Annotated in this window: 30 protein-coding genes; 18 read left to right on the top strand and 12 right to left on the bottom strand. The window is 67.3% G+C overall.

Annotated features, from left to right (window positions below; translation table 11 throughout):
* Positions 1-74 precede the first annotated feature (74 nt).
* Positions 75-1055 (bottom strand): ABC transporter substrate-binding protein, encoded by a 981-nt coding sequence (locus J2Y49_RS06940; protein ID WP_310113565.1) that lies wholly within the window; start codon positions 1053-1055, stop codon positions 75-77.
* Between the two features lie 343 nt (positions 1056-1398).
* Between J2Y49_RS06940 and J2Y49_RS06945 the strand changes: the two genes are divergently transcribed.
* Entirely contained in the window at positions 1399-1779 is a 381-nt protein-coding gene (locus tag J2Y49_RS06945; protein ID WP_014247623.1) for a DUF983 domain-containing protein, read from the top strand.
* 129 nt (positions 1780-1908) lie between these two features.
* On the opposite strand, the gene J2Y49_RS06950 is transcribed toward J2Y49_RS06945, so the two are convergent.
* The 3 genes from J2Y49_RS06950 to J2Y49_RS06960 all read right to left on the bottom strand — a co-directional run bounded on the left by J2Y49_RS06950 (position 1909) and on the right by J2Y49_RS06960 (position 3573).
* Positions 1909-2082 carry an RSP_7527 family protein gene (locus tag J2Y49_RS06950; RefSeq protein WP_188092214.1) on the bottom strand — a complete coding sequence of 58 codons (174 nt, stop codon included), beginning with the start codon at positions 2080-2082 and terminating at the stop codon, positions 1909-1911.
* 216 nt (positions 2083-2298) lie between these two features.
* Positions 2299-2718, bottom strand: coding sequence for a hypothetical protein (locus J2Y49_RS06955; protein ID WP_310113566.1), 420 nt, complete (start codon positions 2716-2718; stop codon positions 2299-2301).
* A gap of 39 nt (positions 2719-2757) precedes the next feature.
* Entirely contained in the window at positions 2758-3573 is an 816-nt protein-coding gene (locus J2Y49_RS06960) for a hypothetical protein (RefSeq protein WP_310113567.1), read from the bottom strand.
* Positions 3574-3628: 55 nt separating this feature from the next.
* Here J2Y49_RS06960 and J2Y49_RS06965 point away from each other — a divergent pair, with 55 nt between their 5' ends.
* The 10 genes from J2Y49_RS06965 to moaE all read left to right on the top strand — a co-directional run bounded on the left by J2Y49_RS06965 (position 3629) and on the right by moaE (position 11464).
* Complete coding sequence (locus J2Y49_RS06965; protein ID WP_310113569.1) at positions 3629-4399, top strand: SDR family oxidoreductase; 771 nt, start codon at positions 3629-3631, stop codon at positions 4397-4399.
* Between the two features lie 404 nt (positions 4400-4803).
* Positions 4804-6783, top strand: a complete 1980-nt coding sequence (uvrC, locus tag J2Y49_RS06970) for an excinuclease ABC subunit UvrC (protein ID WP_409017804.1) — start codon at positions 4804-4806, stop codon at positions 6781-6783.
* Positions 6784-6861: 78 nt separating this feature from the next.
* On the top strand, positions 6862-7464 hold the full coding sequence (pgsA, locus tag J2Y49_RS06975; protein ID WP_014247629.1) for a CDP-diacylglycerol--glycerol-3-phosphate 3-phosphatidyltransferase: 603 nt from the start codon (positions 6862-6864) through the stop codon (positions 7462-7464).
* Positions 7465-7475: 11 nt separating this feature from the next.
* Positions 7476-7976 (top strand): molybdopterin-guanine dinucleotide biosynthesis protein B, encoded by a 501-nt coding sequence (gene mobB, locus J2Y49_RS06980; RefSeq protein WP_310113570.1) that lies wholly within the window; start codon positions 7476-7478, stop codon positions 7974-7976.
* Between the two features lie 155 nt (positions 7977-8131).
* Positions 8132-8323, top strand: a complete 192-nt coding sequence (locus J2Y49_RS06985) for a hypothetical protein (protein WP_310113572.1) — start codon at positions 8132-8134, stop codon at positions 8321-8323.
* Positions 8324-8329: 6 nt separating this feature from the next.
* Positions 8330-8665, top strand: a complete 336-nt coding sequence (locus J2Y49_RS06990) for a hypothetical protein (protein WP_310113574.1) — start codon at positions 8330-8332, stop codon at positions 8663-8665.
* A 72-nt stretch (positions 8666-8737) separates the two neighbouring features.
* A complete protein-coding gene (locus J2Y49_RS06995; RefSeq protein ID WP_310113576.1) occupies positions 8738-9409 on the top strand; it encodes an HAD hydrolase-like protein in 672 nt (223 codons plus the stop codon).
* 70 nt (positions 9410-9479) lie between these two features.
* The gene (gene glp, locus J2Y49_RS07000) at positions 9480-10745 is read left to right on the top strand and encodes a gephyrin-like molybdotransferase Glp (protein ID WP_310113578.1); all 1266 of its coding nucleotides are present in this window, start codon (positions 9480-9482) and stop codon (positions 10743-10745) included.
* Between the two features lie 10 nt (positions 10746-10755).
* Positions 10756-11007, top strand: a complete 252-nt coding sequence (gene moaD / locus J2Y49_RS07005; RefSeq protein ID WP_149221676.1) for a molybdopterin converting factor subunit 1 — start codon at positions 10756-10758, stop codon at positions 11005-11007.
* Positions 11008-11011: 4 nt separating this feature from the next.
* Positions 11012-11464, top strand: coding sequence for a molybdopterin synthase catalytic subunit MoaE (gene moaE, locus J2Y49_RS07010; RefSeq protein WP_310113579.1), 453 nt, complete (start codon positions 11012-11014; stop codon positions 11462-11464).
* A 33-nt stretch (positions 11465-11497) separates the two neighbouring features.
* On the opposite strand, the gene J2Y49_RS07015 is transcribed toward moaE, so the two are convergent.
* Positions 11498-12088, bottom strand: coding sequence for a YqgE/AlgH family protein (locus J2Y49_RS07015; protein WP_149221674.1), 591 nt, complete (start codon positions 12086-12088; stop codon positions 11498-11500).
* Between the two features lie 194 nt (positions 12089-12282).
* Between J2Y49_RS07015 and J2Y49_RS07020 the strand changes: the two genes are divergently transcribed.
* The 3 genes from J2Y49_RS07020 to J2Y49_RS07030 all read left to right on the top strand — a co-directional run bounded on the left by J2Y49_RS07020 (position 12283) and on the right by J2Y49_RS07030 (position 15434).
* Positions 12283-14370, top strand: coding sequence for a protein-disulfide reductase DsbD domain-containing protein (locus J2Y49_RS07020; RefSeq protein WP_310113582.1), 2088 nt, complete (start codon positions 12283-12285; stop codon positions 14368-14370).
* A 90-nt stretch (positions 14371-14460) separates the two neighbouring features.
* Positions 14461-14814 (top strand): zinc ribbon domain-containing protein YjdM, encoded by a 354-nt coding sequence (locus tag J2Y49_RS07025; RefSeq protein ID WP_310114971.1) that lies wholly within the window; start codon positions 14461-14463, stop codon positions 14812-14814.
* Positions 14815-14951: 137 nt separating this feature from the next.
* Complete coding sequence (locus tag J2Y49_RS07030) at positions 14952-15434, top strand: peroxiredoxin (protein WP_310113584.1); 483 nt, start codon at positions 14952-14954, stop codon at positions 15432-15434.
* Positions 15435-15600: 166 nt separating this feature from the next.
* Here J2Y49_RS07030 and rnhA read toward each other — a convergent pair whose 3' ends face one another.
* From rnhA to cysQ, 4 genes are read right to left on the bottom strand one after another with little or no spacing between them, the layout of a single operon-like run.
* Positions 15601-16077, bottom strand: a complete 477-nt coding sequence (gene rnhA, locus J2Y49_RS07035; RefSeq protein ID WP_310113585.1) for a ribonuclease HI — start codon at positions 16075-16077, stop codon at positions 15601-15603.
* Positions 16074-17057, bottom strand: coding sequence for a homoserine kinase (locus J2Y49_RS07040; RefSeq protein WP_310113587.1), 984 nt, complete (start codon positions 17055-17057; stop codon positions 16074-16076). The genes rnhA and J2Y49_RS07040 overlap by 4 nt, the downstream gene beginning before the upstream one ends.
* Before the next feature lie 13 nt (positions 17058-17070).
* Entirely contained in the window at positions 17071-17904 is an 834-nt protein-coding gene (locus J2Y49_RS07045; RefSeq protein WP_310113589.1) for a ferritin-like domain-containing protein, read from the bottom strand.
* On the bottom strand, positions 17901-18677 hold the full coding sequence (gene cysQ, locus J2Y49_RS07050) for a 3'(2'),5'-bisphosphate nucleotidase CysQ (RefSeq protein ID WP_310113591.1): 777 nt from the start codon (positions 18675-18677) through the stop codon (positions 17901-17903). Before cysQ ends, J2Y49_RS07045 begins: the two co-directional genes overlap by 4 nt.
* Before the next feature lie 90 nt (positions 18678-18767).
* On the opposite strand from cysQ, the gene J2Y49_RS07055 reads away from it, so the two are divergent.
* Positions 18768-19322 carry a GNAT family N-acetyltransferase gene (locus tag J2Y49_RS07055; protein ID WP_310113592.1) on the top strand — a complete coding sequence of 185 codons (555 nt, stop codon included), beginning with the start codon at positions 18768-18770 and terminating at the stop codon, positions 19320-19322.
* On the opposite strand, the gene J2Y49_RS07060 is transcribed toward J2Y49_RS07055, so the two are convergent.
* Together J2Y49_RS07060 and J2Y49_RS07065 are read right to left on the bottom strand one after the other, a co-directional pair.
* Positions 19319-20014 carry an EAL domain-containing protein gene (locus J2Y49_RS07060; protein ID WP_310113593.1) on the bottom strand — a complete coding sequence of 232 codons (696 nt, stop codon included), beginning with the start codon at positions 20012-20014 and terminating at the stop codon, positions 19319-19321. The two genes, J2Y49_RS07055 and J2Y49_RS07060, sit on opposite strands and share 4 nt — an antisense overlap.
* A gap of 199 nt (positions 20015-20213) precedes the next feature.
* On the bottom strand, positions 20214-22547 hold the full coding sequence (locus J2Y49_RS07065; RefSeq protein ID WP_310113595.1) for a xanthine dehydrogenase family protein molybdopterin-binding subunit: 2334 nt from the start codon (positions 22545-22547) through the stop codon (positions 20214-20216).
* 160 nt (positions 22548-22707) lie between these two features.
* Here J2Y49_RS07065 and J2Y49_RS07070 point away from each other — a divergent pair, with 160 nt between their 5' ends.
* The 3 genes from J2Y49_RS07070 to J2Y49_RS07080 all read left to right on the top strand — a co-directional run bounded on the left by J2Y49_RS07070 (position 22708) and on the right by J2Y49_RS07080 (position 25020).
* Positions 22708-23466, top strand: a complete 759-nt coding sequence (locus tag J2Y49_RS07070) for an SOS response-associated peptidase (protein ID WP_310113596.1) — start codon at positions 22708-22710, stop codon at positions 23464-23466.
* Positions 23467-23470: 4 nt separating this feature from the next.
* Positions 23471-24016: a thermonuclease family protein gene (locus J2Y49_RS07075; protein ID WP_409017805.1), complete on the top strand. Its 546-nt coding sequence runs from the start codon at positions 23471-23473 to the stop codon at positions 24014-24016.
* Positions 24017-24216: 200 nt separating this feature from the next.
* Entirely contained in the window at positions 24217-25020 is an 804-nt protein-coding gene (locus J2Y49_RS07080; protein WP_310113599.1) for a PhyR family response regulator anti-anti-sigma factor, read from the top strand.
* Positions 25021-25125: 105 nt separating this feature from the next.
* Here the strand turns inward: J2Y49_RS07080 and J2Y49_RS07085 are convergent, their stop codons facing one another.
* On the bottom strand, positions 25126-25383 hold the full coding sequence (locus J2Y49_RS07085; RefSeq protein WP_014247651.1) for a GlsB/YeaQ/YmgE family stress response membrane protein: 258 nt from the start codon (positions 25381-25383) through the stop codon (positions 25126-25128).
* Between the last annotated feature and the right edge of the window lie 234 nt (positions 25384-25617).

The raw sequence follows: 25617 nt of genomic DNA on the forward strand, positions 1-25617 counted from the left end.
TGTCGGCGTTCGGCGGAGTTCCCTCCTCCGCCCAGCGGGGGAGGGTCAGGGTGGGGGCATTCGGAGCCAGCAGCTTACTGCCCAACCACCTTCGTCGCGCGCTTCACCACCGCGTCGGGCAGGGTGACGCCCATGGCGGCGGCGGACTTGGGGTTGACGAACAGGTCGGTGCCCTTGGCCAGTTCCACCGGCAGGTCGCCGGGCTTCTCGCCCTTCAGGACGCGGGCGACGATAGCGCCGGTCTGCTTGCCGACCTGGAAATAGTCGAAGCCGATGGAGGCCACCGTGCCGCGGGACACGCTGTCGGTGTCGGCGGAGAAGATCGGCAGCTTGGCCTGCTGGCCGACCGCGATCACGCTTTCCAGAGCCGAGACCACCGTATTGTCGAGCGGGATGTAGACGGCATCGGCCTTGCCGACGAGGCTGCGCACTGCCGGCTGGGCATCCGAAGATTTCGGGACGGAGGCCTCGACCACCGTCAGGCCGGCCTTCGCCGCCTCGTCCTTCAACGCCTTGATCAGCACGACGGAGTTCGGCTCACCGGGATTGTAGAGCACGCCGATGCGCTTGGCCTGCGGAACGATCTCGCGGATCAGGGCGACATGCTCGGCTACCGGAGCCATGTCGGACAGGCCGGTGATGTTGGCGCCGGGCTTGTCCATCGACTTGACCATCTGTGCCGACAGCGGATCGGTCACCGCGGTGAAGACAACAGGGATGTCGCGGGTCGCCGCCGCCACCGCCTGGGCCGAGGGGGTGGAGATCGGTACGATCACGTCGGGCCGCGATCCGGCGAATTGGCGGGCGATCTGGGCGGCGGTGGCCGGGTTGCCCTGCGCGCTCTGGTACTCGACCTTCAGGTTCTGGCCCTGGACGAAGCCGGCCTCCTTCAGCGCCTCCACCACGCCGTCGCGCGTCGCGTCGAGCGCCGGGTGCTGGACGATGGCGGTGATGGCGACGGTCTTGCTCTGCGCCAGCGCCTCGACCGGGGCGGCGAACGGACCGACGAAGGCGGCGAGTGCCGCGGCGGCGCACAACAGACGGGTGAAGGACATGGCTGCGGATCTCCTGGACACGGAAGGCCTTCCCCTAGACCGCGGCGGCTCCGCCGTCAACTCGGCAGCGGGGCGCCGGCGGCCGGGGATGGAACATTTGAAACGCTGTGAACCATAGTCCGGAGACTGTTTCACTGTTCCATCCGATGTTCGATCGAACATGTCCCTACGCAGCCGCAGACGGTCCGTGCCGTCATACCACGAGGCGGGACATGCGATAAGAACGGCTTGAAAAAGCTTCGATTCCGACGGGAAGCAACTTGGCATGGCCGACCCGCCCGCAATCGGGGGTGTGGTTTGGCGGGTAAGAGGCTATATTGTCCGCAGCACGGAAGGAGTGGTCATGACCGTTGGAACCGAAGCGGCCCCGTCGAAGTTTCTCGCCTCCTTCCGCGGCCTGATCGGCTGCTGCCCCAACTGCGGGCAAGGCCGGCTGCTGCGGAACTTCCTGAAGCCGGTCGACCGCTGCTCCGCCTGCGGCGAGGCCTATGGGCATCTGCGCGCCGACGACGCGCCGCCCTGGATGACGATCCTGATCGTCGGGCACATCGTCATCCCGGCCCTGCTGTCGGTCGAACAGAGCTATGAACCGCCGACCTGGGTGCATCTGGCGGTGTGGCCGCTGTTGACCCTCGTGCTGACACTGATCCTGTTGCCGCGCTGCAAGGGTCTGGTGCTGGGGCTGCTGTGGAGCACCGGCGCACCGGGGTCGGAGCAGGCCTGAGCGCCGACCGGCCGATGGTTTGAAATGGTGCGGCCCGAAATGAAGAACGGCAGCGCGCGGGTTCGCACGCTGCCGTTCTCTTCACGTATGGCTGGACCTTTCTGAACCCGCCGCCGGGCGGGTTATCGGTCAGCGCGCGCTCGGGCTCAGCGCCGCCGGACCGTGATGGTCACGGTCGCCGGACAGGGTGGCGCGCAGCTTGCCGAACAGTTCGCGCAGGTAGTCGGCGCGCATCTGGCGGGCCGCCAGCATGATTTCTTCGTGGCTGCGGGGATCGCGAACTTCATTGAAAAGCGTGTTCATGGCTCTGGGAATCTCCACGTGAGGTGAGAGACGTCCACTCCCTTGGAATTTGTTTGCCTTGTGAGGCTTAAGATAGGGCAGAGCCATTGCCCTAAGAAGCGCCGTCCACGCAATGCCGCCTGACGTTTTCCGTATCAGCTTCCCCAATTAACGGAGGTGCGAACTATTGTCGCAGGCCATGGTCGGTCAACCCTCGACAACAGTTCGCCTCTCAGATTATTTGCCGTCCCTGGCTCCATCCACGGCGACATTGCGATCGGAGATGATCCGATCGTCGGGCACGCCCTCCCTTTGCCCCGCCGTTTGCCCCATAGGACGATCGGGCTGGCGCGGCGGCAGCGGGCCGGTGCCGAGGCCGCCGGCCTCTTCGCTGCCGGGGATGCCGAAATCCTCGTCGGGCTGGTCGATGGGACCGCCGGCGCCGGGGCCGATGATGCGCTGGAACCCCTCGATCTCTTCATCGACGTCCGGGTGATCGCGCGTTTCGGCGATGTCGAGCGGGATGGGACGTTCGTCGATGCCGCCGCTGTCGCTGGGACCGGTGGCGTTGCCGACGTTCCTGTCGTCACGCGGCCTGTCGTCACCGGTCCGGTCGGCGGCTTTACGGCTATCGGTGTTGCGGTCTGCGGAGGCCATGGGCGCTCTCCCGTCTGCTGTGTGAGGTCTCGGTCTTCCTCAACAGGGCGGAAGCGCGCTCGTCACCGCATGCAGGTCGAACCAGCCGCCGACGCTGTGACGCAGATCCTGGCGACGGTCCTGTTCCGGCGCCGGGGCGATGTCCCACAGCCAGGACATGTCGGGCGCGGGCAGGGGAAGGCCCCAGGTCGACTCCTCCACCTCCGTCACGGTGCCGCGGTGCAGCCAGGAACTGTCGATGTCAGTGAACAGCGCCGCCCGCTCGGCAATATCGGACAACCAGCAGAGATGGCCCTGGACCATGCGGTGGGCGAAGGCCTGCCTTTCCGCGTCCGGTGTGTGCGGGGCGCGGCGCTCCACCGCCTCCAGCGGCAGAAGCGGCAGTTGGGACAGCAGGTTGCAGGACAAGGCGAAGCGGAAGGGCTCGCCATCGATCGGCGGCGGCTCGAAGCCGGTGGGCAGGGGCGCGCCACTGTCGAGTGCCGCGGCGAGCGGGGCGAGGGCGCCGCTGACATCCAGTTCAAGCAAACGAACATTCGGCAGACCGGCGGCGCGGCGACGGACCGTCCGGCTGTGCAGCATGTCCACCAGCACCACCTGGTCAAATCGCGCGGTCAGTGTTTCCAGGGGAACTTCGATCAGCAGCCCGGATCCGGCGACCAGGGCCCGGCCGCCCGGCTCCACCCGTTGGATCGCCTGTTCGATGAAGCGGTGGCAGGCGGCCACATGCGGCGCCCAGGCCCGCCGCTGCCGCCGGTAACGGGCGCCGAGCGCCACCATTTCCGCCAGATAGCCGAAGCGGCGGGCCAGAGGCGGGCAGGGCGTGGTCAGATATTCGATCGCTTCGCGCAGCATGGCCGGTCGCTTCTCCCCCCTTGACCCGCGGCGGTGGCAAGGTACCTATGGCGGCATGGTCGAGATCAAGAGGAAAGCGGCCCTGGTCACCGGGGCCGGCAAGCGCATCGGGCGGGCCATCGCGCTCGATCTGGCGGGGCAGGGGTGGGACGTCGCCGTCCATTACCGAAGCTCCCGCGCGGAGGCCGATGCCGTCGTCGCGGAGATCGGGCGGGCGGGCGGCAGGGCCATGGCCTTCGCCGCCGACCTGGACCGCGAGGCGGAGGTGAAGGCGCTGGTGCCCGCGGTCACCGAGCAACTCGGCCCGCTGACCTTGCTGGTCAACAACGCCTCCCGGTTCGAGCGCGACGAGGTCGCCGACGTCACCCGCGAATCGTGGGACGCGCATATGGAGGCGAACCTGCGGGCGCCCTTCGTGCTGTCGCAGGATTTCGCCTCACGGTTGCCGGAGAGCGAAGGCGGACTGATCGTCAACATCATCGATCAGCGCGTGTGGAACCCGACTCCGCATTTCGTCTCCTACACCCTGTCCAAGATGGGACTGTGGGCGCTGACCCGCACGATGGCATTGGCACTCGCCCCGCGCATCCGTGTCAACGGCATCGGCCCCGGCCCGATCCTGCGCAACGACCGCCAGACGGAAGAGGAGTTCTCCGCCCAATGGGAGTCGACTCCGCTCAAGCGCGGCAGCACGCCGGAGGAGATCTGCGCCGCCATCCGCTTCCTGATCGCCGCCCCGGCGGTGACCGGCCAGATGATCGCGCTGGACGGTGGGGAGCATCTGGGATGGGCGCAGCCGACGCATGGCTTCGTTCCCAACGAATAGATGCCTGTTACAAAGCGGAAACCGTATTGAGCCAAGGCGGGCACGGCCGGATCATGGCCCCGGCGTCCCTGCCGCCGGGAAAATGACCGCGCGTTTTACACAGGTGCCCCACCCCGCGCAAGAGGCGCCTGCGACCCCGCGACAATTTTGCGGCCACGCGCCAATTCCCTCCCTTGACTCGGGCCTGACCTAAGGAAATCAATGGGTTGACGAAAATGCCCAAAAAATAGGCGGAAGCATGGGAGCCCTTGCGGCGCCTAGCTCCGGACGAGCTACCCCCTCCGTTATCGACAAACTTATCCACAGGTTTCGTGGATATTCTTTCGGAGCGGTGAGTCGCTCCATTTGTTCCCTCCCTGTGCCCAACGGTTGACCCGCGACGGCCGCTCGACGACATTCTGGTCATGTCTGAAACGCATTCCTCCGACCCCCAGGCTCCTGCCGCCGCAGAGCCGGCAGACGCCGCCAACGCCATGTCCTCTGCCGATGCGGTGGCCGGCGAAAGCGGTGCCGCACGGCCGAAGCGGCGCCCGGCCGACATCGACCGGGGCGTCGAGATAATTCGTGAGCATTTGAAGACGCTGCCGCAGACGCCCGGCGTCTACCGCATGCTGGCGGGCGACGGGGCGGTCCTGTATGTCGGCAAGGCGCGCAACCTGAAGCGCCGGGTGACCAACTACACCCAGGTGGGAAAGCTGCCGGTCAGGCTCCAGCGCATGGTCGCAGAGACCGAGACGATGGAGTTCGTCAACACCCACACCGAGGTGGAGGCGCTGCTTCTCGAATCGAACCTGATCAAGAAGCTGATGCCGCGGTACAACGTGCTGTTGCGGGACGACAAGACGTTTCCGCACATCATGATCACCAAGGATCACGAGTATCCACAGCTGACCAAGCACCGTGGCGCCCGCGGGCGCGACGCCGACTATTTCGGACCCTTCGCGTCGGCGGGGGCGGTGAACCGGACCATCACGGCTCTGCAGCGTGCCTTCCTGCTGCGCAACTGCGCCGACACCGTGTTCGCCAGCCGGACGCGGCCCTGCCTGCAATACCAGATCAAGCGCTGCACGGCGCCCTGCGTGGAGCGTGTCAGCCCGGCGGAGTACCGGGCGCAGGTCGATCAGGCCCGCGCCTTCCTGTCGGGCAAAAGCCGCGACATCCAGACGGAATTTGCCGACCGGATGATGGCCGCATCCGACGCCATGGATTTCGAGACGGCGGCGCGCTACCGCGACCGTATCCGCGCGCTGACCGCGATCCAGGCCCACCAGGACATCAATGTCGAGGGAGTGGTGGAGGATGCCGACGTCATCGCGGCCTATGCCGAAGGCGGCGTGACCTGCATCCAGGTCTTCTTCTTCCGCGGCGGGCGCAACTACGGCAACCGCGCCTATTTCCCCAGCCACGACAAGGCGGCGGAGACGGACGAGGTGCTGGCCGCCTTCATCGCCCAGTTCTATGAGAACAAGGCCGCGCCGCCACTGGTGCTGGTCAGCCATGCCCTGCCGGAACTGGACCTGCTGAGCGAGGCGCTGGCGGTTCGTGCCGGCCACAAGGTGGAACTGGCGGAGCCCAAGCGCGGCGAGAAGCGCCGGATCGTCGAGTACGCCCTGACCAACGCGCGCGAGGCGCATGGACGGCGTCTGGCCGAAAGCTCCAGCCAGGCGCGTCTGCTCGACGGGGTTGCCGCCGCCTTCGGCATGGATGCGCCGCCGGAACGGGTCGAGGTCTACGACAACTCCCACATCCAGGGCGCGCACGCCATCGGCGCGATGATCGTCGCCGGGCCGGAGGGCTTCATCAAGAACGCCTACCGCAAGTTCAACATCCGGGAGCAGGGTGCCGCCGGCGATGACTTCGCCATGATGCGCGAGGTGCTGACCCGCCGATTCGGCCGGGCGGTGAAGGAGGATCCGGAACGCAGCCTGGGAAGCTGGCCCGATCTGGTGCTGATCGACGGCGGGCTGGGCCAGTTGAACGTGGCGTTGGAGGTGTTCGCGGAACTGGGTATCGACGACGTGACTCTGGTCGGCATCGCCAAGGGGCCGGACCGCGACGCCGGGCGCGAGCATTTCTTCATGGAGAATCGCCCGCCCTTCCAGATGGAACCGCGTGACCCGGTGCTGTATTTCCTGCAGCGGCTGCGCGACGAGGCGCACCGCTTCGCCATCGGCACCCACCGGGCCAAGCGCACGAAGGCCATCGGCAAGTCGCCCATCGACGAAATCGCGGGCATCGGCCCCGCCCGGAAGAAGGCTCTGCTGCACCATTTCGGCAGCGGGGCGGCGGTCGCGCGGGCCGGGCTGGCCGATCTTGAAGAGGTGGAAGGGATCAATCGTGCCGTTGCGAAAAAGATATACGATCACTTCCATCCCGATGGTTAGAATGCGGGCACCTTCGAACGGGCGGCTTCCTCACGGGCGCCGTGCGGCGACATCCTCCAGCGGTTCGAGTTTTCCGTCATGCTGACCAGCCTGCCCAACCTGCTGACCCTGTCGCGCATCGCGGTGATCCCGGTGGTGGTCGGGCTGTTCTATGTGCCGGAGGCCTGGGCCGCCTATACCGCCTGCTCGCTCTATGCGGCCGCCTGCATCACCGACTGGTTCGACGGCTATCTTGCGCGCGCCTGGGCGCAGGAAAGCGTCATCGGCAAGTTCCTGGACCCCATCGCCGACAAGCTGCTGGTCGCTGCGACCCTGATCATGCTGGCGGGATTCCACCGGCTGACCGGCCTGTCGATCCTGCCGGCGGTGGTGATCCTGCTGCGCGAGGTATTGGTATCGGGCCTGCGCGAGTATCTGGCCGGCCTGCATGTCGGCGTTCCGGTGACATGGCTGGCCAAATGGAAGACGACGATCCAGATGATCGCGCTGGGCTTCCTGATCGTCGGCGACTATGGTCCGGCCGAACTGCCGGTGACCATCATCGGCACGGTGGGTCTGTGGATCGCCGCAGCCCTGACCTTCTACACCGGGTGGGATTACATGCGTGCCGGACTGACCCACATGATGGCCGAACAGCCGGCGAAGCCCGGTTCCGCCCGTTCCGCCCGCAGCGCAGGCTGAGAGTTTCCAAGATGAAGATATTCGGGCTGACCGGCTGGAGCGGCAGCGGCAAGACCTCGCTGATGGTGCGTCTGATCCCGGCGCTGACCGGCCGGGGCTTGCGCGTCTCGACGGTCAAGCATGCCCACAAGGGCTTCGACATCGACCATCCCGGCAAGGACAGCCACAACCATCGCGTCGCCGGCGCGACCGAGGTGCTGGTCAGCTCCCCCCGCCGCTGGGCGCTGATGCACGAGCTGCGCGATGGCGAGCCGGAACTGACGCTGGAGCAGCTGATCGGCAAGGTGGCGCCGGTGGACCTTCTGCTGATCGAGGGCTTCAAGCGCGACCGGCACGAGAAGATCGAGGTCTGGCGGGCCGACGTGGACAAGCCGCTGATCGCGCCCGACGATCCCACCATCGTCGCGGTGGCCAGCGATAGCCCGGTGCCGAACTGTCCGGTGCCGGTACTCGACCTGAACGACGCGGAAGCGGTTGCGGCGCTGATCGTGAAGCGTTGCGGGTTGGGGTGAATGCATCCCCGACGCGAAAGCGCGCACTGCTTATGCGCCATTTGAGACATTTTTCTTTACCCGCAAACCACCTCAGGTTATTGCTTTCGTCTGAATAAGGGTCAGCCGCGGTTGACTCTCACCCTGTTCGGGCGAACATAGGAGGTAGCGCAGCCATGCTGGAGTTGGTCATGGAACCGACAAACAAGCCGCGCGTCTCCGACGAGACCGACCTTGCGCCTGATGTTGAGGTGGAGGCGGAACGGACACGCCGTCAGCAACATAAATTTAGAGAGCTGATGACGCGCCTCGCGGCGAATGCCGCCGCGATGGGGGATTCCTATTGGACGCGAAGCCCCAAGGGTTGATGGATCGTGGCTTGGCGTCCCAGCTCATCCAAATCTCTGGCTGCGGCCGTCATCGACTACGGGCGGGATTTTGCGCTCGAACGTTCTGCGTTGCCGGCATCTCTTAATGTCGTCGTTGATGAGATTGAAGAAACTCTGAGGCAAAAGCCGGTAGAGCCGACCGATCACCTTCAGCTCGGTGCCGATGAAGGGACAATGCTGATCCGGCGCCGCGGTGGTGTCTACGTGGCCTTCCAAAGACACAGCCACAATCCGCCCCCGTCCTACCTTGTGCGCCTGTGGTATTGTGGAACTTATCGGGAAAGCGGAAGCCGCGTCATCTATGACTTTGAAGAGGGTTGATAATCGTCTTCGCTATGATGCTAAGAATGCAGAATCTGTTGGATCGCATGTTTTTGAGCATCGTAGGACGATATGGACACCGCACCTTCTCACCGACCGCAGGCGCTCGTTCGCCACGGCTACCAACTCGCCATCTTCGATTTCGACGGCACGCTGGCCGACTCCTTTCCCTGGTTCATCGGCGTTCTGAACGGTGTCGCCGACCGTTACGGCTTCAACCGGGTGCGGCCGGACGAGGTCGAACAGCTGCGCGGTTACGACGCGCGGCAGATCATGCGGCACCTGCGGGTTCCGAACTGGAAGCTGCCCTTCATCGCCAACCATATGCGCCGCCTGATGGCGCGCGACATCCACGGCATCCGTCTGTTCGACGGGGTGCCGGGCATGTTGCGCGCGCTGAACGACCGGGGCGTGACCATCGCCATCGTCAGTTCCAACTCGGCCGCGAACATCCGCGCGATCCTGGGGACGGAGGCGGCGGGGCATGTCGCCCATTACGGCTGTGACGCATCGCTGTTCGGCAAGGCGGCGAAGTTCCGCAGGATGCTGCAGATGACCGGCATTCCGGCCGACCGGGCGATCGGCATCGGTGACGAGGTGCGGGACATCGACGCGGCGCGCAAGCTCGGCATGGGATGTGCCGCGGTGAGTTGGGGCTATGCCCGCGGCGACGCGTTGGCGGCGAGGCGGCCTGATTGGCTGCTGACGCGGGTGGAGGAGATTGCCGGGCTTTTCGGCGGCTAAGTGCCACGCTCCGGGAAGCACGCCTTTTCCCTCTTCGCAGCCGGCGCCGCGACGGACTAGAGTGGCGGCCATGGTGCAACTCGACAATGATTGCTTCGCCTTCGGCGGGCCGATGATGGCAGTGGAGCCGGCGCTGGCGCTGCTGGCCGGACGGATCGGACCGGTAACCGCGACTGAGACGGTTCCGCTGACCGACGCGCTGGGCCGGGTACTGGCCGCCGATGTGGTCGCGCCCTTCAGCGTGCCGCCGCACGACAACGCCGCGGTGGACGGCTATGCCGTGTTCTTCGATGACCTCGCCGCCGACGGTCCTACGGTCCTCCCGGTCACCGCTCGGGTCGCCGCCGGGCAATGGCTCGGCCGGCCGGCGGTGCGGGGGGAGGCGGTGCGCATCTTCACCGGCGCGCCGATGCCGCCGGGGATGGACACCGTCTTCATGCAGGAGGATTGCCGTAGCAGTGAAGGCGAAAACGGTTCCTCCGTCACGCTGCCTGCCGGCGGTCGCCGCGGCGTCAACCGGCGGCTGGCCGGCGAGGACGTGCGCGCGGGATCGGTCGTGCTGGCCGCCGGGCGCCGCCTGCGGCCGGAGGACATCGCGCTCGCCGCCTCGCTTGGCCATGCGACGCTTCCGGTGCGCTGCAGATTGCGGGTGGCGGTCTTTTCCACCGGCGACGAGCTGCGGCAGCCGGGGCAGGCGCTGGAGCCGGGTGCCGTCTACGACGCCAACCGCTATGCCCTGGTCGCGCTGCTGACCCGGCTGGGCTGTGCCGTCACCGACCTCGGCATCCTGCCGGACCGGTTCGAGACGATCCGCGACGCCCTGGCGGAGGCTGCGGCCGGCCATGACGCGCTGATCACCTCGGGCGGCATGTCCACCGGCGAGGAGGATCACGTCAAGCCGGCGGTGGAGGCGAACGGGCGGCTGGATTTCTGGCGGCTGGCGATCAAGCCGGGGAGGCCGGTCGCCCTCGGCCGTGTCCGTGATGCGGTCTTCGTCGGGCTGCCCGGCAATCCCGTGGCGGTGGTGGTCACGTTCCTGCGCATCGCCCGGCCGATCCTGCTGCGGCTTATGGGGGCAATGGACGAGACGCCGCGGCCGATCCCGGTGCGTGCCGCCTTCGCCCACAAGAAGAGGCCAGGTCGGCGCGAGTTCCTGCGCGGGTCGCTGTCGAGGGGAGAGGATGGCGCGCTCTGCGCCACCAAATACCCGCGTGACGGGGCGGGCGTCCTGTCGTCGCTGGTCGAGTCCGAAGGTCTTATCGAGCTGCCGGAGGATCTTGCCCAGGTCGAACCCGGCATGATCGTCGACTTCGTGCCTTTCAAAGAATTCCTCTAGGGGACGCGTGATGAAGATTCTCTATTTCGCCTGGCTGCGCAGCAAGATCGGCGTGCCGACTGAGACGGTGGATTTGCCGGCGGAGGTCGCCACCGCCGGCGATCTGGTCGAGTGGCTGAAGACCCGCAGCCCCCGCCATGCCGAGGCGCTGGCCAACAGCAAGGTGGTCAAGGTGGCGGTGAACCAGGAGCATGTGCCCTACGATCACCCCATCGCGGCGACCGACGAGGTGGCCCTGTTCCCGCCGGTGACGGGGGGCTGACGCCATGGCGATCCGCGTCCAGTCCGAGGATTTTGATGTCGGCGCCGAATATGCCGCCTTCACCGCCGGCCGCACCAGCGTCGGCGGGGTAGCGATGTTCGTCGGGCTGGTGCGCGACATTGCCGGCGGCGAGGCGGTCAGCGCCATGACGCTGGAACACTATCCCGGCATGACCGAGAAGCAGTTGGAAGCAATCGAGGAGGAGGCGCGGCGGCGCTGGCTGCTGGACGACGTGCTGGTGATCCACCGCCATGGCCGGCTGGAGCCGGGCGACCGCATCGTGATGGTCGCCACCGCTTCGGCCCATCGCGACGCCGCCTTCGAATCCTGCCGCTTCCTGATGGACTGGCTGAAGACGAAGGCCCCCTTCTGGAAGCTGGAGGCCACACCCGAAGGCGAACGCTGGGTCGAGGCGAAGGAGAGCGACGATGCCGCGGCCGCGCGGTGGGCCGAGTAGGGACCTGAGTGGTGCGAGGTCAGGCGAGGCCGCTCACGCGTGACCGGCTTCGCCCGACAGCATGGAGACGCTGACGCCCAGCTTGCCGATGGCGCGTTCCCATTTTGCATCCAGGTCGGTGTCGAACAGGAGCTGTTCGTCGCAGGGCACGTTCAGCCAGCCATTCGCCTGGAATTCGGCGTCGAGTTGACCGGGCCCCCAGCCGGCATAGCCCAGCAGCAGGATGTTGCGGCGCGGGCCGCGGTCTTCGGAGATGGCGCGCAGGATGTCGATGGTGGCGGTCAGCGCGACATCGTCGTTCACCACCAACGTGCCGTCACGGACATAGTCGGTGGAATGCAGAACGAAGCCGCGGCCCGATTCCACCGGTCCGCCGTAATGGACCGGCAGGTTGTTCATCGGTTGCGGGATGTTCATGTCAAGCTGTTCCAGAAGGTCTTCGAACGTGATCGATCCGAACAGCCGGTTCACCACCAGCCCCATCGCACCATCTTCATTGTGGGCGCAGACATAGATGACCGAACGCTGGAAACGCGGGTCCTCCATTCCGGGCATGGCGATCAGCAGCTGGCCGGTCAGCGATTCCGTGGTCTTGGAGTCCGGAGACTTGGTCAGGCGCGGCATGGTCGATTATCCTTGTCGTCGGTCCGGTGCGGTAAACCGCTTCCGTCCGTACGGTCGATTGTGGTTGGCGCTCTGGCGACGCTTTCACCGGAGTGTGACAGCACCGATCGAGCTTTGTCACCTATATATGGGCTATCATATAGGGTGTCGGGGACGCGGTTGCGCCCCTTCCCGGGAAGAGAACAGTGCGCGCGATGAAAAGACATGCCTCACTCCTGTTGCTGCTGCTGGCCGTTCTGGCGGGCGGCGCCTTTCCCGCCGCGGCGCAGGACGGCGTCGGTTCCTGGGTCAAGGCCGGGCAGGTCGAAGCGCGTCTGGTTTCCGCCGTGCGCGGCACCGGTGATCTGACGGCACTGCCGCTGGGGCTGGAATTGCGGCTGGAGCCGGGATGGAAGACCTACTGGCGCTCCCCTGGCGATGCCGGATTCGCCCCGCGGCTGGACTGGAGCCGCTCCGGCAATCTGACCGATGCGACGCTTTCCTATCCGGCCCCGCACCGCTTCTCCGTTCTGGGGTTCGAGACAGCCGGCTATGACACAGCGGTCCTGTTCCCGATCCAGGGCAAGCCTGCCGAGCCCGGCAAGACCGTCGATCTGGCGCTGACCGCGGAACTGCTGGTCTGTTCGGAGATCTGCGTGCCGCAGACACTGAACCTTGCGCTTGCCCTGCCGGCCGGACCGGCGGAGCCGAGCGACGCCGCGAACGACGTGGCGCGCGCGCAGGCTCTGGTGCCGCGGGGGCCGAACGGGCTGCTGCGCATCGATGCGGTGCGCGCCACCGGCACCACGCTGGAGGTGGAGGCGACCGCCGCCGACGGCTTCGTCACCCCGGACCTGTTCGTGGAGACCGAACCGCCGCTGACCTTCTCCGCACCCAAGACCGTATTTTCCGACAATGACCGCCATGTCCGCCTGACGCTGACGGTGACCGAACCGCAGCCGGGCCTGGATCTCGCCGGGCGCGCGCTGACCCTGACGCTGGTCGACGGCTCGAAGGCGGTGGAGGCGCCGGCGACGGCATCCGCCGGCGGCGCCCTATCTGTTCCCGCCGGTGCGGGATTGGCGGCGATGCTTGGCGTGGCGCTGCTCGGCGGGCTGATCCTGAATCTGATGCCCTGCGTGCTGCCCGTGCTGTCGCTGAAGCTGATGTCGGTGGTCAAGCATGGCGGGCGGGCCCCGGCAGCGGTGCGCGCCGGTTTCCTGGCGAGTGCCGCCGGCATCCTGACTTCCTTCCTGCTGATGGCCTCGGTGCTGGTCGGCGTGAAGGCGGCGGGCGGGGCGGTCGGCTGGGGCATCCAGTTCCAGCAGCCGCTGTTCCTGATCTTCATGGTGGTGCTGGTCACGCTGTTCTCGGCCAACCTCTGGGGATTGTTCGAGGTGCCGCTGCCGCGCATGCTGGCCGACCGGCTGGGCGGGGAGGGGCTGGCCGGCCCCTTCGCCACCGGAATGTTCGCCACCCTGCTGGCAACCCCCTGCTCAGCGCCATTCCTGGGCACGGCGGTCGGCTTCGCGCTGTCGAAGGGGCCGGTGGAGGTCTATGCGATCTTCTCCGCGCTGGGTGTCGGGCTGGCGCTGCCCTATCTGGCGGTGGCGGCATGGCCCCGTGTGGCCGGTTGGCTGCCACGCCCTGGGCGCTGGATGGCGATGCTGAAGATCGTGCTGGGCTTCGCGCTGATGCTGACCGCAGTCTGGCTGCTGTCGGTGCTGACCGCACAGATCGGCGAGGTGGCCGCCGCCACGGTCGGGCTGCTGATGGGCGGGCTGGTGCTGGCGCTTTGGATCGGGCGCAGCGCGCGGGGTGCCGCGCGGACCGCCGGACCGGCGCTGGCCGCCGTGCTGGCGGTCGCCGCCTTCGCCATGCCGGCGGCGGTCGGCCCCTCCGCCGGCGCAGCACCGGTGGTCAGCGACGCCAAGACGCGCTGGGTGCCTTTCGCCGAGGCTGAGATCCGCGACCATGTGTCGGCCGGTCGTATCGTCTTCGTCGACGTCACTGCGGATTGGTGCATCACCTGCCAAGCCAACAAGAAGCTGGTGCTGAACCGCGACGAGGTCGCCAAGCGAATGGAGGACCCGTCGCTGGTGGCGATGCGCGCCGACTGGACCCGCCCGGACGCGACGATCGCAAAGTTCCTGGCCGACCACGGCCGGTACGGCATTCCCTTCAACATCGTCTACGGCCCCGGCGCGCCGGACGGCATCGCGCTGCCCGAACTGCTGAGCGACGGCGCGGTGCTGGAGGCGCTGAACAGGGCCGCCGGGAACGGTGCGGGCAAGGGCGCCTGACCGGTCTTCTGGAAAAGGCCTATGGCCGTTGCGGCTATTCTGCGGTAACAGGGCGCCTCCGGGAGCTTCTCCCGCGCCATGAGGACGATGATGGACGATCAGATCAACTGCCCGCAGTGCGGCTCCGAAAACGCCTACAATGACGGAAGCCTGTGGAACTGCCCCGACTGCGGCCATGAGTGGAATCCCGACACGGCCACGGCCGCTGCGGACGTTGAGGCCGGGCAGGGCGTCCGGGATGCCAACGGCAACCCGTTGAACGACGGCGACAGCGTGACCGTCATCAAGGATTTGAAGGTCAAGGGATCGTCCCTGGTGGTGAAGGGCGGGACCAAGGTGAAGAACATCCGTCTGGTCGACGGCGCGGATGGGCACAACATCGCCTGCAAGATCGACGGCATCGGCGCCATGAACCTGAAGTCGGAGTTCGTGAAGAAGGCCTGATGCCGCTCGTCTGGGACGCGAACCCTACCTTGCGGCCATTCGCCGCGGGGGATAGAAGGGATGCAGGGCTGGGCTCCGCCAAGGGAGTTCGGCCCGACCCAAAGGGACAAACCCAAGAACGGGAAGGGTTAGAGACGATGAGCATCCAGGTTGGCGATACCATTCCGTCCGTCACGCTGAAGTGGCTGACCGACAACGGCATGCAGGAAGTGACCACGGACGAGCTGTTCAAGGGCAAGAAGGTCGTCCTGTTCTCCGTCCCCGGCGCCTTCACCCCGACCTGCTCGGCCAAGCATCTGCCCGGCTTCGTCCAGCAGGCCGACGCGCTGAAGGCCAAGGGCGTCGACAGCATCATCTGCCTCGCGGTCAACGACCCGTTCGTGATGCGCGCCTGGGGCGACAAGGGCGCCGTCGGCGACAAGGTGAAGATGCTGCCGGACGGCAACGCCACCTTCACCACGGCTCTCGGCCTGACCATGGACGGCTCGGCCCACGGCCTGGGCACCCGCGGCCAGCGCTTCGCCCTGGTGGCGGAGGACGGCAAGGTCACCCACGTCGCCGTCGAAGCCCCCGGCAAGTTCGAGGTGTCGTCGGCCGAAGCGGTGCTGGAGAAGGTTTGAGGTTACGCTTCCCTCTCCCGTCCCGGGAGAGGGAAGGGGCCCATGCGCAGCATGGGAAGGGTGAGGGGTGGCGCAAGGAGCCATGCGGTTCGGGAATCTTGGGTTTCCCCTCACCCTCCCCACTTCGTGGGTCCCCTCCCTCTCCCGGGGCGGGAGAGGGCTTAAGTTACCCCCGCGCCCGCACGTCGGCAACGCCGCGCCGCGCCAGTTCGTCGGCGCGTTCATTCTCCGGGTGGCCGGCGTGGCCGCGGACCCAATGGAATTCGATCTGGTGCTGCCGCTTCGCCTCTTCCAGGCGCTGCCACAGATCGACGTTCTTCACCGGCTTCTTGTCGGCGGTCAGCCAGCCCTTGGCTTTCCAGCCGTGGATCCACTTGGTGATGCCGTTCTTCACATATTCGCTGTCGGTGAAGAGGCGGACGGTCACCGGCTTCTTCAAGGCCTCCAGCGCCATGATGGCCGCCATCAGTTCCATGCGGTTGTTGGTGGTCGCCGGCTCGCCGCCATACAGCTCCTTCTCCATCTGGCCATAGCGCAGGATGGCGCCCCAGCCGCCAGGGCCGGGATTGCCGCTGCAGGCACCGTCGGTGAAGATGTCGACGGTCTTGCCGCCGGATTCAGTCGGGGTGGTGTCGTCGGTCATCGCCCGCCTGCATCGGAGTCGTCGAGGAAATAGTCGCCCAGGCCGCGGACCGACTGGTGGAAGCGCAGCTTGCGCAGATATTCAAGCGGGTCCTTCGGCCGCACGAAGGCGCCCGGCGGATGGTTCAGCCAATCATACAGGCGGGTCAGCAGGAAGCGCACCGCGCTGCCGCGGCACAGCCAGGGCAGGGCGTCCAGCTCTTCGCGAGACAGAGGGCGGACCTTGCGGTAATTGGACAGCAGCAGCCGGGCCTTGGTGGCGTTGAATGAGCCGTCGACCTCGAAGCACCAGGCGTTGATGCAGATCGCCACGTCGTAGACGAAGAAGTCGTTGCAGGCGAAATAGAAGTCGATCAGGCCGGACAGGCTGTCGCCGCGGAAGAAGACGTTGTCCGGGAACAGGTCGGCATGGATGACGCCCGCCGGCAGTCCCACCGGCCAATTGGCTTCCAGCGCCGCCAGTTCGGCCTCCAGCGTCGCGCGCAGGCCGGGCGCCACCTCGTCGGCGCGCTCGGCCGATTTGGCGAACAGGTCTTTCCAACCGGGCAATGCCAGCGCGTTCGGCCGCTCCATGCGGAAGTCGCCGACCGCCAGATGCAGGCGGGCCAGAGCCTCGCCAAGCTGGGCGCAATGCTGCGGCATGATGCGTCGCGGCCACATGCCGGCCAGGAAGGTGACGATCACCGCCGGACGGCCGCACAGTTCGCGCAACGCAACGCCGTCGCGTGCCGCCACAGGCAGGGGACAGGCGATGCCCTTCTCCGCCAGATGCTCCATCAGGCCGAGGAAGAAGGGCAGATCCTCCTTCCGCGTGCGCTTCTCGTAGAGCGTCAGGATGTAGGGACCGCGTTCGGTCACCAGCAGGAAGTTGGAATTCTCCACCCCCTCCGCGATGCCTTTGCACGACAGCACCGCGCCCAGACCGTACTGGGCGGCGAAGGTGCTGAGATCCTCGTCGGTGACTTCGGTGTATACGGCCATGATGTGCAGCGCCTTACCGGGTTTCCGGCTTGCGGTCAATTTCGGGTGTGATCGGCTCGTAATATTCCGGGCCGAAGCCGGCGAGTTGGCGGCTGCCGACGTTGAACGGGCGCTTCAATCCGCCGCGGAAATGGCGGCCGACCAGTTCCTGCCAGAATGTGACCGGCTCCACCCCGCGCTCGACGCAGAGATGGACGAACCAGCGGCGGCCGGCGGCGACATGGCTGATTTCCTCGTCATGGATGGTCTGCAGCAGGTCGGCGCTCTCCGCGTCGCCGAAATCGCGCAGGCGGCGCACCGTTTCGGGCGTGACGTCCAGCCCGCGCGCCTCCAGCACCATTGGCACCACCGCCAGCCGGGCAGCGAGGTCGTGGGCGGTCTCGGTCGCCGCCTGCCACAGCCCGTCATGGGCCGGCAGGTCGCCATAGGAGGAGCCCAGCGCGTTCAGCCGAGTCTCCAGCATCCGGAAATGCCGCGCCTCGTCGTCCGCCACCTGCACCCAGTCGTCGGTGAAGCCCTTCGGCAGGCCGACCGGCGCGAATCGGGCGACGATGTCCCAGGCGAGGTCGATGGCGTTCAGTTCGATGTGCGCCAGCGCGTGCAGCAGGGCGATGCGGTTCTGCGCACTGCCGCCGCGCCCGCGCTTGGGCATGTCGCGCGGAAGCTTCAACTCCGGCCGTTCGGGACGGGCAGGGCGGTCGGGCGGCGCCGTCGGCACGTCGGGCGACAGCAGGCCGTCGCGCCAGGCGGCGGCGTAGTCACGGGTGAGGCGCACTTTCTCCAGCGGCGCCGCGGTGGTCAGAACCGCGGTCGCCGCATCGCCCAGGCACGAGACAGAGGAGGTCATTTCCAGCCGTAGGCGACGAAGTTCGGGTTCAGGATGTCGTCCTTGCCATAGATGAGCGGCGAGCCGTCCGGCTGCTCCACGCGGCCACCGGCACCGATCAGCACGGCATGGCCGGCGGCGGTGTCCCACTCGCTGGTCGGTCCGAAGCGCGGATAGAGGTCGGCCTTGCCGCTGGCCACCGTGCAGAACTTCAGAGAACTGCCGCAGGATACCCGGTCCTTGACGGTGAACTGGCCGAGGAACTCGTCCAGGACCGACCCGCTGCCGTGCGAGCGGCTGGCGACGACGGTCAGCCCATCGGCCGGCGGGTTGCGGACGGAGATGGCGTGGTCGTGCCGCCCCTCCGCGCAATGGACCGCGGTGCCGGGGCCGGCAGCGGTGTACATATCGCCGGTGGCCGGAGCGTAGACGACGCCGAGCACCGGCACGCCATTCTCGATCAGCGCGATGTTCACCGTGAACTCGCCGTTGCGGGAAATGAACTCCTTGGTGCCGTCGAGCGGATCGACCAGCCAGAAGCGCCCGCCGGAGACGTCGGGCCGATGGCCGGCGGCCACCGCCTCCTCCGCGACCACCGGCACGCCTGGCAGAAGGTGATGCAGGGCCGGGATGATCACCGCCTCCGCCGCCTGATCGGCCTGCGTGACAGGGCTGCCGTCGACCTTGGTGGCGACGTCGATGCCGTCGTTGTAAAAGCGCAGGATGACCTGACCGGCCTCGTGGGCGATGGTGCGGACCGTCGGCAGCAGGCTCGCCACAGCGGCATCGGGCATGGGGTGAACTCCCTTTGGTATGAAGGGTCAGCATACCGTGCCCGCCAGCGGGCCGGAAGCTTTTGAACGGGTGTGGAACGGAGAAGGCGGATGACGGTGGAAGAGCGGTCGGAGGGTGGGCGGGTGGTCGGAGCAGGCGCATCGGCCCTATGGCGTGCTATGACCGTGGCCGATCTGGACCGGCTGCTTGCCATTGCGGACATCGTGCATCCGGCCTACCCGGAAGACCGCAGCGTGTTCGAGGAGAGGCTCGCGCTTTACCCCGCCGGCTGCCGCGTGGCGGAATGCCGCGGCGAGGCGATCGGCTACGGCGTCATGCATCCGGGCAGGCTGGGCGTCCCGCCGCCGCTCGACACGCCGCTGGGGGAATTGCCGCCGGATGCGGACTGCCTCTACCTGCACGACATCGCGCTGCTGCCGGAGGCGCGCGGCACGGGGCTGGGGGCGGCGGTGCTGGACTATGCGCATGCGCTGGCGGCCCGCGAGGGGTGGCGGTGGCTGGCCCTGACCTCGACGCCGGGCGCGCGAAGCTATTGGGACCGGGTCGGCTTCACGCCCTACCGGGACGGCGGACCGGCACTGACGGCCAAGCTGGAGAGCTACGGCGGCGGGATGAGCTACATGACGGCGCCGGTGCGGCCTTAAGCCGCCAGCATCGCCAGTTCCGGTTCCACCACCGCCTCGAAGGCCGGCTTGGCGAACAGGTAGCCTTGCATCAGGGTGACGCCGAGGTCGCGCAGGGTCTTCGCCTCGTCGACCGTCTCGATGCCTTCGGCAATGGGGGTGATGGCGAGATCCTCGCACACCGCGAGGATCGCCTTGACGATGCTGCGCCGGGCGCGCTCGGTGTCGATGTTGCGGGTCAGTTCCATGTCCAGCTTGATGATGTCCGGCTGGAATTCCGCCAGCAGGTTCAAACCGGAATAGCCGGAACCGAAATCGTCGATCGCGGTCAGGAAGCTCTGGCGCTTGTATTCGCTGAAGATGCTCTTCAGGTGGTCGTGGTCCACCACCCGCTCGTTCTCCGTCACCTCGAATATGATGCGGTCGGTGGGGAAGCCGGTGCGGCGTGCGGCGGCCAGCGTTGCGCGGATGCAGGCCTCCGCCTTGTAGACGGCGTTCGGCAGGAAGTTGATCGACAGGCGGGCGCCGTTCATCGGCAGGGTCGAGGCCAGTTCGATCGCCTTGATGCGGCAAGACTGGTCGAAGGCATAGCGGGTGGCATCGGTCACCTGCCCCAGAACCCAGCCGGCACCCTGGCCGGCGGTACCGCGGACCAGCGCCTCATGCGCCCATACGGCACCACCGGCGACATCGACGATGGGCTGGAACGCCATCGTGAAGTCCAAATCGAGCCTGTCCGCGCACTGTCCGCCGCACCCGCCGTCCCCAAACGCCATCGCATTACCCCTGTCAGATCAAGAACCCCACCTTCAGGTAAGCGACAATGCCACAGTTTTCATCCGACGGAGGTGTGGCAAGTACCACACCTTCCGACTAGGACTTTCCCTTACGCCTCCGGTAGGAGCCGCCAGCCTACTCCGCCGCCATGCGGGTCTCGGCGTGTCGTATTGCCGCCCACACGGCTTCCGGCGTCGCCGGCATGTCGATGTGAGTGATGCCGAGGTCCGACAGCGCGTCGACCACCGCATTGATGATCGCCGGCGGCGCGCCGATGGCCCCGGCCTCGCCGGCGCCCTTCATGCCCAGCATGTTGGTGGTGCTGGGAACGCTGTTCAGCTTCACCTCGATCGGCGGCATGTCGACCGCGCGCGGCATCTGATAGTCCATGAAGGACCCGGCCAGCAGCTGCCCGCTGTCGGGATCGAACACCACCCGTTCCTGCAGCGCCTGGCCCAGCCCCTGGGCAACACCGCCGTGAATCTGGCCGATCACCAGCATCGGGTTGATCACAGTGCCGAAATCGTCGACGACGCTGTAGCGCACCACCTCGATCACGCCGGTGGCCGGGTCGATTTCCACCTCCGCGACATGGCAGCCGTTGGGGAAGGTGCTGGCCGGAGGGGTCCAGCGCGCCATCTCGGAAAAGGCGATGCCGGTACCACCCTCGGCAGCCTTGGCCGCCACCTCCCTCAGCGACACCGCGCGGTCGGTGCCGACGACGGTGAAGCGGCCGTCGGCGAACTCGACGTCGACCTCGGCGGTCTCCAGCAGGTCGGCTGCGACCGTCGTGGCCGTCTTCACCACCTTGGCCGCACCCTCCGCCAGCGCCGAGCCGCCTACGGGCACGGAGCGCGAGCCGCCGGTGCCGGATCCCCAGCTGACGCGGTCGGTGTCGCCCTGCACCACCTCCACATCCTCCGGCGGCACGCCCAGCCGGTCGGCGAGGATCTGCTTGTAGGCGGTCTCGTGACCCTGGCCGTTGGTCTGGGTGCCGATCATCAGCACGACCTTACCGTCGCCGTTGACCTGGACGGTCGCCTGCTCCGGCCCGCCGCCCGAGCAGGCCTCGATGTAGGTGGACAGACCGGCGCCGCGCAGCCTGCCGCGGGCCTTGGCCTCCGCCTTGCGGGTCGGCAGATCTGCCAGATCGGCGAGGATCAGGCCGTCCTCCAGATTCCGGGCGAAGTCGCCGGTGTCGTAGACCTGTCCCATCGGCGTGGCGTAGGGCATGGCGCTGGGCGGGATGAAGTTGCGCCGCCGGATCTCCGCCGGGCCGAGGCCGGTGACCCGGCCGGCATGGTCGATCAGCCGTTCCAGCAGATAGGCCGCTTCCGGCCGCCCGGCGCCGCGATAGGCGTCCACCGGCTGGGTGTTGGTGAAGACGCCCTTCACCCGCACATAGACCGCCGGCGTCCTATAGGAGCCGACCAGCATCGCCGATCCGGCATCCGTCGGGATGAAGGGGCCGTAGTTGGACAGGTAGGCGCCGAGGTTGGCGACGGTGTCCACCCGCAGCCCCAGGAAGAGGCCGTCGGCGTCGAGCGCCAGACGAGCCTTGCTGACATGGTCGCGGCCATGGTCGTCGCTGATGAAGCCCTCGATGCGGTCGGCGGCCCATTTCACCGCACGGTTCAGCCGGCGGGCGGCGAACAGGCAGGCGACATATTCCGGATAGTTGAACAGCTTCATGCCGAAGCCGCCGCCGACATCGGTGGTCAGCACGCGGATGCGGGACTCCGGCTCGTTCAGGATCTTGGCGAACTGCTTTTGCAGGCCGTGGACGCCCTGGCTGGTGACGTAGATCAGCAGCCGGCCGGGCGCGCCATCGGCGCCAGATTCGACCCCGGCGACACAGGCGCGGCCCTCCATCGGGTTGGCGACGACGCGGTTGTTGACCAGTTCCAGGTCCACCACCCGGTGAGCGCCGGCGAGCGCCGCCTCCACCGCCGCCTCGTCGCCGGTGTCCCAGTCGAAGCAGAGATTGTTCGGCGCCGCGTCCCACACCAGCGGACGACCGGGCTCCAGCGCCTCCAGCGTTCCGGTGACGGAGTCGCGGTCCTCGTAATCGACCATCACCAGTTCGGCCGCCTCGCGCGCGGCCTCCAGCGTCTCCGCCACCACCATGGCGACCGGATCGCCGACATGGCGGGCGAAGCCGCGGGCCAGCGCCGGACGCGGGGTGCGGACATAGTTCGACCCGTCGCGCTGCTTCAGCACCGCCTGACAGGGGATCATGCCGACATTCTCGGCGTCCAGATCGGCGACGGTGTAGACCGCCAGCACACCCGGCTGCGCCAGCGCGTCCGACGCATCGACCGAGCCGATCGCCGCAAAGGCGTGGGGGGAGCGGACGAAGGCCGCATAGGCCTGACCGGGAAGAGACACGTCGTCGGTGTAGCGGCCGCCGCCGGTCAGCAGCCGGGCGTCTTCGGTGCGAGGAACCGCCTGTCCGATGCCGAACTTCATGGGTGAACTCCCGACTTCCGGTTCGATGCGATTGTTGTGCTCCGCGAAGATAGGCCGGCTGAAGCGTCAGGGAAACCCCTGGCGGCGGCAAGCAGTGCGCGCCATTGCGGACTGGCGCCGGCAATCCGCAGGGACCATATTCGGTGGCATGTGTGGACGCATGCTACTCACCACCCCGGTCAGTGAGGTCCAGCGCCTATTCGGCGTGCCCGAACGGCCGAACCTGATGCCGCGCTGGAACATCGCCCCGACGCAGGACATCCCCGTGATCCGGCGCGAGGAGGATGGCCGCCATCTGTCGATGGTCCGCTGGGGACTGGTGCCGCCCTGGGCCGACGATCCGTCCATCGGTGGGCGGATGATCAACGCGCGCGGCGAATCGGTGGCCGACAAGCCGGCCTTCCGCGACGCCTTCCGCAAGCGCCGCTGCCTGATCCCGCTCGACGGGTTCTATGAATGGACCAGCGTGGGGGATGGGGCGAAGCCGCGCAAGCAGGGGCACGTCATCCGCCGCCGCGACCGCGGCCTGTTCGCACTGGCCGGGCTGTGGGAGCGTTGGCGCGGGCCGAAGGGCGCCGCACCGCTGGACCCGCCGCTGGAAACCGCAACGGTGGTGACGACGGCGACCAACACCTCCCTGTCCTTCCTGCACGACCGCATGCCGGTGGTGCTCGATCCCGCCGACTGGGACGCTTGGCTCGACCCGGCGACCCCGCTGCCGGTGGTGGAGGGGCTGATCCGCTCGGCACCGGACGACTGGCTGGACGTGGTCCCGGTGGGGCCGCGGGTGAACAGCGTGCGCAATGACGACTGTTCCTGCCTGGATCCGCCGGAAGAGGCGGCGGCCGTCACCGAAAAGCCGGGCAATGGGAAGCCGGCCAAAGCAAAACCCGACGACAAACAGCCCACCCTGTTCTGAGCCGATGAGGGTGTGGAGACCAGCACTGGTCGTGCTCTGCGGTCTGGCCCTCGGCGGTCCCGCCGCGGCGCAGACCAATCAGGCCGCCAAGGGGCGCGGCCCCATCGCCAACACGCCGGACCAGACCATCAAGGGCGCAGCCATGGCGGTGGAGGGCGATCTGCTGACGGTCAACGGCACGGCGGTCCGGCTGATGGGCATCGACGCGCCGGATCCGGGGCAGAAATGCAGGAATCGCTACGGCCATGAACTCGATTGCTTCAAGGTCGCCACCGCCGTGCTCGCCAACATGGTGAAGGGCGAGGAGGTGACCTGCACCATCACCGAACAGGACCGTACCGGCGAGAAGAAGGGCGAATGCCGGGTGCGCGGGGTCGATCTGGGGGCGGCGATGGTGTCGCGCGGCTGGGCCTTTCAGTATGCCAGCCTGTCGCCCGCCTACCAGAAGGGCGAAGCCTATGCCCAGAGCAAGCGGATGGGGCTGTGGGCCGGGCAGGTGGAGAAGCCTTGGCAATGGCGCTCGCGCCAATTGCGCGAAAAGGCGAAGTGAGCAGGCCTTCTGCCGTTGCTCCCGGCGTCCATGCCCTTGGTCCCTTGCACCCCCATTTCCCATTCGACCGTTCCGCCGGGCGTGGTAGGATTCTGATAGGATGAATAACGACCTCCACAGGCCGGCATGTTTGCCCGGCGAACGATCGGAGAGGCTGAATCCCAGAGCGGTAACTCCCGGCAGGGAGCGGAGTCACGGGCATGCTCGTTTACGAATGTGAACTGTTCGAGGTGGTTCCGATCCTGCGCCGCTATGCGCGGGCGCTGACGGGCGCCACCGATCGTGGCGACGCGCTGGTGACCCGCTGCGTCGAGGCTGCGGTGATGGCGCCATCACGGTTCGGCCTGGACCGCGGCGGCGATGGCTCTCGCCTGTCGATGTATGCGCTGCTGAACCTGCTGTTCGACCGTTCTCCGGAGGAGTTCGGCCCGCCCGGCCGGCCGCTGCCATCGCCCCATCCCATCGAGCGCGCGCTGGCCGAACTGCCGGAGGCCGACCGCCGCCTGTATCTGCTGACCGCACTGGAGGGATTGAGCATCCCGCAGGCGGCGAAGGTGCTGCAGCTGCCGGCGGGGGAGTCCATCGACCGGCTGAAAGCCGCCCGCGCCCGCGTGCGCGCCGCCATGGTCCAGCGGGTCATGGTGGTCGAGGACAACGCCCTGCTGGCGATGGAGCTGGGAGAACTGGTGGCCGACATGGGCCACGTCGTCTGCGGCACCGCCGGCAACGAGACGGAGGCTCTGGCCCTGTTGAAGGCGGAGAAGCCGACACTGGCCCTGCTGGACGTCCGGCTGGCCGATGGCGGCAGCGGGATCGAGATCGCCCGCCGGCTGAAGCGCGTGCGTGACCTGCGCACCATCTTCGTCACCGCCTTCGACGACGACATCCGCGCGTTGGACGCCCGCCATCTGGGGCAGATCGTGCGCAAACCCTTCACCAACGCCGGCATCCAGGCGGCCATTTCGCGGGCCATCTTCATGCCGCAGCCGGTGGCGCTGGCCTGACCGCCTTCGACCGATCAAGCCCATGAAAAAAGGGACCGCCGGCGATCCGGTGGTCCCTTTTTTCGTAAGGCGGCTTTCAGGCAAGCCGCCTTCAAGCAGCGCTCGTCATACCGTGTGCCGGCGACCGGCGATCATGCGGTAGATGGCCAGGATGACGATCGCGCCGACGATCGCGCCGATGAATCCCGCTCCTTCACCCGGCCGGTACCAGCCGACGGCGGCGCCCAGATATGTCGCGACAAAGGCGCCGGCGATGCCCAGCAGCGTGGTGATGATGAAGCCTCCCGGATCGCGACCCGGCATCAGGAACTTGGCGACGATGCCGGCGATGAAGCCGATGATGATCGTCCAGAGAATGCCCATGGTTGTTTTCCCTTCCGTTGCGGGACCGTCTTCCCATGCCCAATAACGGGCAAAGCGGCGATTGGTTCTCCTTCCCGGCGGATCTTTTGGCCCGATGCTCTTTTGGACAGCCGGAACTTTTTGCATAGGCACCATGTTCTCCGCAGCACATGACCGCCGTCGCGCTTCGGTGCTGACGCGGTGGACCGGAACGCCTCCAGGCCTTGCCGGCCGGGCCGTTCCGCAAGGAAAGTT

The organism is Azospirillum sp. BE72 (genome assembly GCF_031455875.1).
Classification (GTDB): domain Bacteria; phylum Pseudomonadota; class Alphaproteobacteria; order Azospirillales; family Azospirillaceae; genus Azospirillum.